Annotated in this window: 7 protein-coding genes; all 7 read right to left on the reverse strand. The window is 67.9% G+C overall.

Features of this window, described 5'->3' with window-relative positions:
* Positions 1–9: 9 nt before the first annotated feature.
* On the reverse strand, positions 10–1,401 hold the full coding sequence (gene lpdA, locus RT91_RS16495) for a dihydrolipoyl dehydrogenase (RefSeq protein ID WP_035188545.1): 1,392 nt from the start codon (positions 1,399–1,401) through the stop codon (positions 10–12).
* Between the two features lie 10 nt (positions 1,402–1,411).
* Complete coding sequence (gene odhB / locus RT91_RS16500) at positions 1,412–2,644, reverse strand: 2-oxoglutarate dehydrogenase complex dihydrolipoyllysine-residue succinyltransferase (protein WP_007422247.1); 1,233 nt, start codon at positions 2,642–2,644, stop codon at positions 1,412–1,414.
* A gap of 32 nt (positions 2,645–2,676) precedes the next feature.
* Entirely contained in the window at positions 2,677–5,526 is a 2,850-nt protein-coding gene (locus tag RT91_RS16505) for a 2-oxoglutarate dehydrogenase E1 component (RefSeq protein WP_007422248.1), read from the reverse strand.
* Positions 5,527–5,716: 190 nt separating this feature from the next.
* Positions 5,717–6,592, reverse strand: coding sequence for a succinate--CoA ligase subunit alpha (gene sucD / locus RT91_RS16510; protein ID WP_007422249.1), 876 nt, complete (start codon positions 6,590–6,592; stop codon positions 5,717–5,719).
* Complete coding sequence (gene sucC, locus RT91_RS16515; RefSeq protein ID WP_011942380.1) at positions 6,592–7,788, reverse strand: ADP-forming succinate--CoA ligase subunit beta; 1,197 nt, start codon at positions 7,786–7,788, stop codon at positions 6,592–6,594. Before sucC ends, sucD begins: the two co-directional genes overlap by 1 nt.
* A 122-nt stretch (positions 7,789–7,910) precedes the next feature.
* Positions 7,911–9,065: a cell division protein ZapE gene (gene zapE, locus RT91_RS16520; protein ID WP_035188547.1), complete on the reverse strand. Its 1,155-nt coding sequence runs from the start codon at positions 9,063–9,065 to the stop codon at positions 7,911–7,913.
* A gap of 51 nt (positions 9,066–9,116) precedes the next feature.
* Entirely contained in the window at positions 9,117–9,443 is a 327-nt protein-coding gene (locus RT91_RS22330) for a DUF2474 family protein (RefSeq protein WP_205408983.1), read from the reverse strand.
* Positions 9,444–9,556: the final 113 nt, after the last annotated feature.

Consider the following 9,556-nt stretch of genomic DNA (forward strand, 5'->3'; position numbering starts at 1 on the left):
GACGGAACGTCAGATGTGCAGCGCCCGCCCGTCGACCGCCAGCGCCGCTTCCTTCACCGCCTCGTTGAGCGAGGGATGGGCGTGGCTGGTGCGCGCGACATCCTCGGCCGAGGCGCCGAACTCGATCGCCAGCACCAGCTCGGCGATGATCGTGCCGGCATCCGGCCCGATGATGTGGGCGCCGAGCAGCTTGTCGGTCGTCTTGTCGGAGAGGAGTTTCACGAACCCGTCGGTATCGCCCATGGCGCGGGCGCGGCCATTCGCCGTGAACGGGAATTTGCCGACCTTGTAGGCGACGCCTTCGGCTTTCAGCTCTTCCTCGGTCTTGCCGACGGAGGCGACTTCCGGCCAGGTGTAGACCACGCCGGGGATGGCGCCGTAGTTAACATGGCCCGCCTGACCGGCCAGCAGCTCGGCGAGGGCGACGCCCTCTTCCTCGGCCTTGTGGGCGAGCATCGGGCCGGCGATGACGTCGCCGATCGCGTAGATGCCGGGGACGCTGGTGGCGTAGTGGCCATTCGTCTTCACCCGGCCGCGCTCGTCGGTCGCCACACCGACCGCGTCGAGCCCGAGCCCTTCGATATGGGCGCGGCGGCCGATCGCGACGAGCACGACATCCGCCTCCAGCGTTTCGGCGGCGCCGCCCTTGGCGGGTTCGAGCGTGAGGGTGACGCCCTTGGCGGTCTTCGCCGCACCGGTGACCTTGGTGCCGAGCTTGAACTTCATGCCGAGCTTGCCGAGGGTTTTCTGGAAAGCGGTGGCGACCTCGCCATCCATCGTCGGCACCAGCCGGTCGAGGAACTCGACCACGGTGACCTCGGCGCCGAGGCGGCGCCAGACGCTGCCGAGTTCGAGGCCGATATAGCCGCCGCCGATCACCACGAGATGCTTCGGCACGCTCTCCAGCGCGATGGCGCCGGTGGAGGTGACGATCTGCGTCTCGTCGACCTCGACGCCGGGGAGCGGCACGCTCTCGCTTCCGGTGGCGATGACGATGTGTCTCGCGCCATATTCCTTGCCGTCCACCACGATCGTGTTGGCGGATTTGAACGACGCGGCGCCCTTGAGCCAGGTGACCTTGTTCTTCTTGAACAGGAACTCGACGCCCTTGGTGTTGGCGCCGACGACCTCGTCCTTGTGGCCCATCATCTTGCCGAGATCGAAGGACACGTTCTCGGCGGAGACGCCGTGGCGGGCGAAGCCGTGCAGGAGCTCGTGGTAGTTCTCGGAGGATTGCAGCAGCGCCTTGGAGGGGATGCAGCCCACATTAAGGCAGGTGCCGCCGAGGGTCGCGCGCTTTTCCACGCACGCGACCTTCATGCCGAGCTGGGCGGCGCGGATGGCGCAGACATAGCCGCCCGGACCGGCCCCGATGACGATGACGTCGAACTGATCGGCCATGATGCGCTCCTCAGATGTCCAGCAGCAGGCGGCGCGGATCCTCGATGCTCTCCTTCACCCGGACGAGGAAGGAGACCGCCTCGCGCCCGTCGATGATGCGGTGGTCGTAGGACAGCGCGAGATACATCATCGGCCGGATCTCGACCTTGCCGCCGACCGCCATCGGCCGGTCCTGGATCTTGTGCATGCCGAGAATGGCCGATTGCGGCGGATTGATGATCGGGGTCGACATCAGCGAGCCGAACACGCCGCCATTGGTGATGGAGAAGGAGCCGCCCGAAAGCTCGTCGAGCTTCAGCGCGCCGTCGCGGGCGCGCTTGCCGAAATCGGCGATCGCCCCCTCGATCTGCGGGAAGTTCATCTGGTCGGCGTCGCGCAGCACCGGCACCACCAGGCCCGAGGGGCTGGAGACGGCGATGCCCATGTTGACGAAGTTCTTGTAGACGATCTCGTCGCCGTCGATCTCGGCGTTGACCGCCGGGAACTCGCGCAGCGCGGCGATGCAGGCGCGAACGAAGAAGCTCATGAAGCCGAGGCGAATGCCCTTGTGCTTCTTCTCGAACACGTCCTTGTATTCGGCGCGGAGCGCCATCACCGGGCCCATGTCCACCTCGTTGAAGGTGGTGAGCATGGCGGCGGTGTTCTGCGCCTCCTTCAGCCGGGCGGCGATGGTCTTGCGCAGGCGGGTCATCTTCACCCGTTCCTCGCGCGCATCGGCGGCGCGCTGGGCCCTGGGTGCTGCCGGCGCCGGGGCGGCGGCCGGCTTCTCGATGAAGGCGAGCACGTCGCCCTTGGTGATGCGGCCGTCCTTGCCGGTGCCCTCGACCTGCGCGGCATCGACCTTCTGCTCGGTCATCATCTTCTGCGCGGCGGGCATCGGCGCGTGGCCGGTGCGGGCGACCGGGCCGGAGGGCGGCGGCGGCGGGTTGACGCCGGGCTGCGGATTGGCGGCCGGGCGGGCCTCCGCCGCGGGCTCGGCCTTTTTCGGCGCGGCGGCGGCACCGGTGCCGGCGCCGATCGTGCCCAGCAGGGCGCCGACCTCGACCTCGGCCCCCTCATCGGCGGCGATCGCCTCGATCGTGCCGGCCTCGGGCGCATTGACCTCGACGGTGACCTTGTCGGTCTCCAGCTCGACGATCGGCTCGTCCTGGGCAACGGTCTCGCCCACTTTCCTGATCCAGCGCGCGACGGTCGCGGTGGTCACGCTCTCGCCGAGGGTGGGAACCTTGATTTCGGTGCTCATGCTTCCTGCCTTTTGCTGTTCCTGCCCGCGCCTCAGACGCCGAGCGCTTCCCTGACCAGGGCCGCCTGTTCGGCGGCGTGAACCTTCGCAAGCCCCGTCGCCGGGCTCGCCGCGGCCTTGCGGCCGGCGAAGCGCGGGCGCGAGGCGGCCATCTTCGTCGCGGTGCATTCCAGCGCCGCCTCGATCCGGCGGTCAAGGAAATGCCAGTAGCCCATGTTCTCGGGCTCCTCCTGGCACCAGATCACCTCGGCGTTCACATAGGCCTCGATCGCGGTCTTCAGCGCCTTCTTCGGGAAGGGGTAGAGCTGCTCGACCCGCACGATCGCGACATCGTCGATCCCGCGGTCGCGCCGCTCGGCGACCAGGTCGTAATAGACCTTGCCCGAGCAGAGCACGACGCGGCGGACCTTCTCGGGGGCGACCAGCGCATCGGTCTCGGGGATCACGGTGCGGAAGGCCGAGCCGTTGGTCATGTCCTCCAGCGTCGAGACCGCGAGCTTGTGCCGCAGCAGCGATTTCGGCGTCATGATGATCAGCGGCTTGCGGAAGTTCCGCTTCAGCTGGCGGCGCAGCGCGTGGAAATAGTTGGCCGGGGTGGTGATGTTGCAAACCGCCATGTTGTTCTCGGCGCAGAGCTGCAGGAAGCGCTCGGGGCGGGCCGAGGAATGTTCCGGCCCCTGCCCTTCATAGCCGTGCGGCAGCAGCAGGGTCAGGCCGGACATGCGCAGCCACTTGCTCTCGCCGGCGGCGATGAACTGGTCGATGATGACCTGCGCGCCGTTGGCGAAGTCGCCGAACTGGCCTTCCCAGAGCACGAGGGTGCGCGGGTCGGCCAGCGAATAGCCGTATTCGAAGCCGAGCACGCCGGCCTCGGAGAGCAGCGAGTTGAAGATCTCGATGCGGGACTGCTCTTCGCCGATATTGTTGAGCGGGACGTATTCGTTCTGGCTGGTCTGGTCGATCAGCACGGCGTGGCGCTGGCTGAACGTGCCGCGCTGGCAGTCCTCGCCGGAGAGGCGGACGCGATGGCCCTCGAGCAGGAGCGAGCCGAAGGCGAGCGCCTCGCCGGTCGCCCAGTCGATCCCCTCGCCGGTGCGGATCATCTCGGCCTTGGCCTCGAGCTGGCGGGCGATCTTGGGGTTGACGTCGAAATCGTCGGGAACGCGGGCCAGCGCGTTGCCGATCCGGCGCAGCGTGTCCAGCGGGATGGCGGTGGGTTCCTCGGTCTCGCCCTCCTCGTCGCGCGCGGAGTTGAGGCCGGCCCAGTGGCCTTCCAGCCAGTCCGCCTTGTTCGGCTTGTAGCTGGCGGCGGCCTTGTAGGCCTCTTCCAGCGTGGCGACGAAATCCTTGTGGATCTGGTCGGACTCGGCGGTGCCGACCGCGCCCTCGGCGGCGAGGCGCTCGGCATAGAGGGTGCGGGTCGTCTTGCGGCCGCGGATCGCCTGATACATCAGCGGCTGGGTGAAGGCCGGCTCGTCGGTCTCGTTATGGCCGTGGCGGCGGTAGCAGACCAGGTCGATCACCACGTCGACGCCGAATTCCTGGCGGAACTCGGTCGCGAGCTGGGCGACGAAGACCACCGCCTCGGGATCGTCGCCGTTCACATGGAAAATGGGCGACTGCACGGATTTGGCGACATCGGTGCAATAGAGGCCGGAATAGGCGTGGGCGGGCACGGTGGTGAAGCCGATCTGGTTGTTCACCACGATGTGGACCGTGCCGCCGGTGCGGTAGCCGATCAGCTGGCTCATCGCCAGGGTTTCATAGACGAGGCCCTGGCCGGCGAAGGCGGCGTCGCCATGCATCAGGATGCCCATGACCGAGCGGCGGCCGCGGGTGTCGCCCGCCATGTCCTGCCGGGCGCGGACCTTGCCGGCGACGACCGGATCCACCGCCTCGAGATGCGAGGGGTTGGGCTGCAGCGAGAGATGCACCTTGTTGCCGGCGATGACGAGGTCGGCCGAGGTGCCGAGATGGTATTTGACGTCGCCCGAGCCCTGCACCGCGTCCGGCTTGAAGCTCTCGCCGCCGAATTCGGAGAACACCGCGGTGAACGGCTTCTTGACGATGTTGACCAGCGTGTTGAGCCGGCCGCGATGCGGCATGCCGATCGCGATCTCGTTGACGCCGGCCCGCGCCGCCGTCTCGATGATCGCGTGCAGCGCGGGGATGGTGCTTTCGCCGCCCTCCAGCCCGAAGCGCTTGGTGCCGACATAGCGGCGCTGGCAGAAGGTCTCGAAGCCCTCGGCCTCGGTGAGCTGGGTGAGGACGCGGCGCTTGCCCTCCTTGTCGAGCGCGGTGCGCCAGGGCGCGCCCTCGACGCGGCGCTGGATCCAGGATTTCTGCTCGGGATCCTGGATGTGCATGAACTCGACGCCGATCTTGCCGCAATAGCTCTCGCGCAGGATGGCGATGATCTCGCGCATCGTCGCGGTCTCGCGGCCCAGCACCATGTCGATGAAGATCGGCCGGTCCATGTCGGCCTCGGTGAAGCCGTAGCTGGCCGGATCGAGTTCCGGGTGGTGGCCGGGCTGGCGCAGGCCGAGCGGATCGAGATCGGCCTCCAGATGGCCGCGCACGCGATAGGCCCGGATGAACATCAGGGCACGGATCGAATCGATCGTGCCCTGTCTGGAAAGCGGCGCGCCCTTGCCCGCCTCGGCCGGCGCGGCCGGTCGTTCGAAGCTGATCGGTCGCGGCGCCCAGGAGGCGCCGGCCGCATCGCCCAGCACCGATCGCGCATCGTCGCCCAGCGCGGCGAACAGGCTGGCGAAATCCGGATCGACCGAATCGGGCGCCTCGACCCATTTCGCATAGAGGTTGGCGATGAACGCCGCGTTGCCGCCATTCATCGCCGTCGCAAGAATATCCACACCCGCCATCTCAGATGTCCCTCGGCCGTACTGGGCTCATGGAGTTCGCGCCGGCACTGAGCCGGCGCGCTGCAAAGTCAAGACCGTGACATAGTCCAATCGATCAGGCCGTTGCACCGTCAAGTCTCGGTTCTGGGATGCTTTCCTTGCATGAAGCCTCCCCGATCCATGACGAATGAACAAACCCGCCGACTCCTCGTTACGCGCGAAGCGCCTTGACCATGGTGCTGCCGAGCGATGCCGGACTGTCGGCCACATGGATGCCGGCCGCCTTCATCGCCTCGATCTTGGCCTGCGCGGTGTCGCGCCCGCCGGAAATCACGGCGCCGGCATGACCCATGCGCCGGCCCGGCGGCGCGGTGACGCCGGCGATGAACCCCACGGTGGGCTTCTTCACCTTGTTGCGCGCCAGGAACTCGGCCGCCTCGATCTCGCTCTGGCCGCCGATCTCGCCGATCATGATCAGTGCCTCGGTTTCATTATCGGCCAGAAACATTTCCAGAACGTCAACGAAGTCCAGCCCCTTCACCGGGTCGCCGCCGATGCCGACACAGCTCGACTGGCCGAGCCCGGCCGCCGTGGTCTGCGCCACCGCCTCGTAGGTCAGCGTGCCGGAGCGCGACACGATGCCGACCTTGCCGCGGCGGTGGATATGCCCCGGCATGATGCCGATCTTGCAGGCATCCGGCGTGATGACGCCCGGGCAGTTCGGCCCGACCAGGATCGATTTCGAGCCGGACAGCGCGCGGTGGACCTTCACCATGTCGAGCACCGGGATGCCCTCGGTGATGCAGACGATCAGCGGGATCTCGGCGTCGATCGCCTCGAGGATGGCGTCCGCCGCGAAGGGCGGCGGGACGTAGATCGCGCTCGCATCGGCGCCGGTCGCCTCGCGGGCCTCGGCCACGGTGTCGAACACCGGCAGGTCGAGATGGCGGGTGCCGCCCTTGCCCGGGGTGACGCCGCCCATGACCTTGGTGCCGTAGGCGATCGCCTGTTCGGAGTGGAAGGTGCCCTGCGCGCCGGTGAAGCCCTGGGTGATGACCTTGGTTTCGGCGTTGACGAGAATAGCCATTATGCGGCCTCCTTCACGGCGGCGACGATCTTCTGCGCCGCGTCAGCGAGATTGTCGGCCGCGATGATGGGCAGGCCGGATTTGGAGAGGATGTCCTTGCCGAGCTGCACGTTGGTGCCCTCGAGGCGAACCACCAGCGGCACCGAGAGCGAGACCTCGCGCGCCGCGGCGACCACGCCCTCGGCGATCACGTCGCAGCGCATGATGCCGCCGAAGATGTTGACCAGGATGCCTTCGACATTCGGGTCCGACAGGATGATCTTGAAGGCCGCGGTGACGCGCTCCTTGGTCGCCCCGCCGCCGACATCGAGGAAGTTCGCCGGCTCCGCGCCGTAGAGCTTGATGATGTCCATCGTCGCCATCGCGAGGCCGGCGCCGTTGACCATGCAGCCGATCGAGCCGTCCAGCGCCACGTAGTTCAGGCTGTGCTTGGCGGCCTCGAGTTCCTTCGGGTCTTCCTCGGCCTCGTCGCGCAGCTTCTCGAGATCGGGGTGACGGTAGAGCGCGTTGTCGTCGAAGCTGACCTTGGCGTCGAGGGCGACCACCTCGCCGGCGCCGGTGACGACCAGCGGGTTGATCTCGACGATCGCGCAGTCGAGCGCGACGAAGGCCTTGTACATCGCGTTCACGAATTTCGCGAAGGCCTTCATCTGGGTGGCGTCGAGCCCGAGGCCGAAGCCGAGGCGGCGGGCGTGGAAGCCGGAGATGCCGCTCGCCGGATCGACCGCGACGCGGAGGATCTTCTCGGGATGCTTCTCGGCGACTTCCTCGATCTCCATGCCGCCCTCGGTCGAGGCCATGATGACGATCTCGGATTTCGCGCGGTCGACCAGCAGCGAGAGGTAGAGCTCGCGCTTGATGTCGCAGCCGGCCTCGACATAGACGCGGCGGACGACGCGGCCGGCCGGGCCGGTCTGCTTGGTCACCAGCGTGTTGCCCAGCATCGCCTCGGCGGCGGCGGCAACCTCCTCGGGCGACTTGGCGAGGCGGACACCGCCCTTGCCCTCCGGATCGTCCTTGAAATGGCCGGCGCCGCGGCCGCCGGCATGGATCTGCGACTTCACGACATAGACCGGGCCGGGGAGCTTGCGCGCCGCCTCGGCGGCCTCCTCGCCGGTCCAGGCGACGTGCCCGTCCAGCACCGCGACGCCATAGGACTTCAGCAGTTCCTTGGCCTGGTATTCATGTATGTTCATGGGGCCCCCATACGGTGATCACTCGCCTGTCACTCGAAACCCGGCGCCTTGCGCGCCGTCCGTCCCGGGCGGTTCCGTCGTCGTGCGGCCTAGACCAATGGCCGGAGCGGCGCAACCGCATCTCAGGTCAGATGCGCGAGGGCGAAATACGCCTCGCTGCGCATTTCCTCGAGGCGGGAGACGGTGCGCTCGAAGATCGCGACCCCCTCGCCCGAGGTATACAGTGCCGCGGGTTCCGCCGCGGCCAAGGCGTAGAGCTTCACCCGATGCTCGTAGAGCGCGTCGATCAGGGTGATGAAGCGCCGCGCCTCGTCGAAATTGTCCGGCGAAAGACGGGGAATGCCGTCGATCAGCACCGTGTCGTAATGGGTGGCGAGGGCGAGATAATCCCCCGAGCCGAGCGCCTGGGCGCAGAGGGCGGCGAAGTCGAACCGGGCGACGCCGCGCGCCGCGAGCGGCACGGCGAGCTTGCGGCCGAAGACCGTGAGCGCCTCCGCGCGCGGGGCGGCACCGCCGGTGAGTTCGGCGAACACATCATCGAGAGCGCGCTCGGCCCGGCCATCCGCCGGCACGTACCAGTTGCGCGCGCCGCGCACCCGCTCGCGCCGGTAGTCGCGCCCGCCATCGAGCACCATCACGTCGAGATGGCGCTTGAGCAGGGCGATGAAGGGGCGGAAGCTGTCATAGCCCGGCTTGTTGCGGTAGAGATCGTCCGGCAGCGTGTTGGAGGTGGCGACGACGACCACGGCGCGGGCGAACAGCGCCTCGAACAGCCGGGCCAGGATCATCGCATCGCCGATGTCGTGGACCTGGAACTCGTCGAAGCAGAGCAGCGCCGATTCGCCGGCGATGATGTCGGCGAGCGAGAGCACCGCATCGGCATCGGGCCGCTCGGCGCGCAGCCTGTGCAGCCTCGCATGGGCCTGCTGCATGAATTCGTGAAAATGCACCCGCCGCTTGCGCGGCACCTCGGCGGCGGCGAAGAACAGGTCCATCAGCATGGACTTGCCGCGGCCGACCTCGCCGACGAGATAGAGGCCCGAGGGATAGTCCTCCGGCACCTCGTCCACCCGCTTCTTGTTGAGCAGCCGGCCGAGCCAGCCATTGGGCGGCGCCTTCGGCTGCGGATCGTAGTCGCGCAGCCGGCCCCACAGCTCGTGCAGGCGCTCCGCCGCCCGGCGCTGGACCGGGTCCGGCAGGATGGTGCCGGCGTCGATCCGCGTCCGGTAGGCGGACATCACGCCACCGTCGGACCGTTCAGGTGCCTTCATCAGCATGAGCAGCGCCGGTAGCGCACTCCATGCGGCGGCGCAACATCCGGCCCTCGCTCAGGCCGGCACAAGCGCCTGCAGGCCGAAGGCAATGATTCCGAAAACCACCACGCTCGCGCCATAAATAATCACGAACCACGCAAGCTTGCGCAATTTTTCATGGTTGCGCAGGGTGCGGTCCAGCCACGCGTCGAAATTCGCCAATACCATGCCGTTCCCTTTCCGGACTGCCGCCAGGGCGGGCCGGTCGCGTCTTTCCGTCCTGGCTGGTTGCGAATTGGGACGATCATCCGGCGGCGCAACCCCGTGCCGGCGCAGGCCTGCGCGGCGCCCCGTGTTGCCCGGCCGCGCGAAGGCGGTTATCCCCTTGGCGACCTGCCGCAATCACAGTCACGAGGATGGCGAATTTGTCGATCATGCGCCGCACCGCCCCGCTCGCCGCCGCACTCCTGCTCGCCGGATGCGGCCTGTCGAACGACCTTGTCGGCGGTGGCGGC

It is taken from the genome of Acidiphilium sp. JA12-A1 (assembly GCF_000724705.2).
GTDB classification, from domain to species: domain Bacteria; phylum Pseudomonadota; class Alphaproteobacteria; order Acetobacterales; family Acetobacteraceae; genus Acidiphilium; species Acidiphilium multivorum.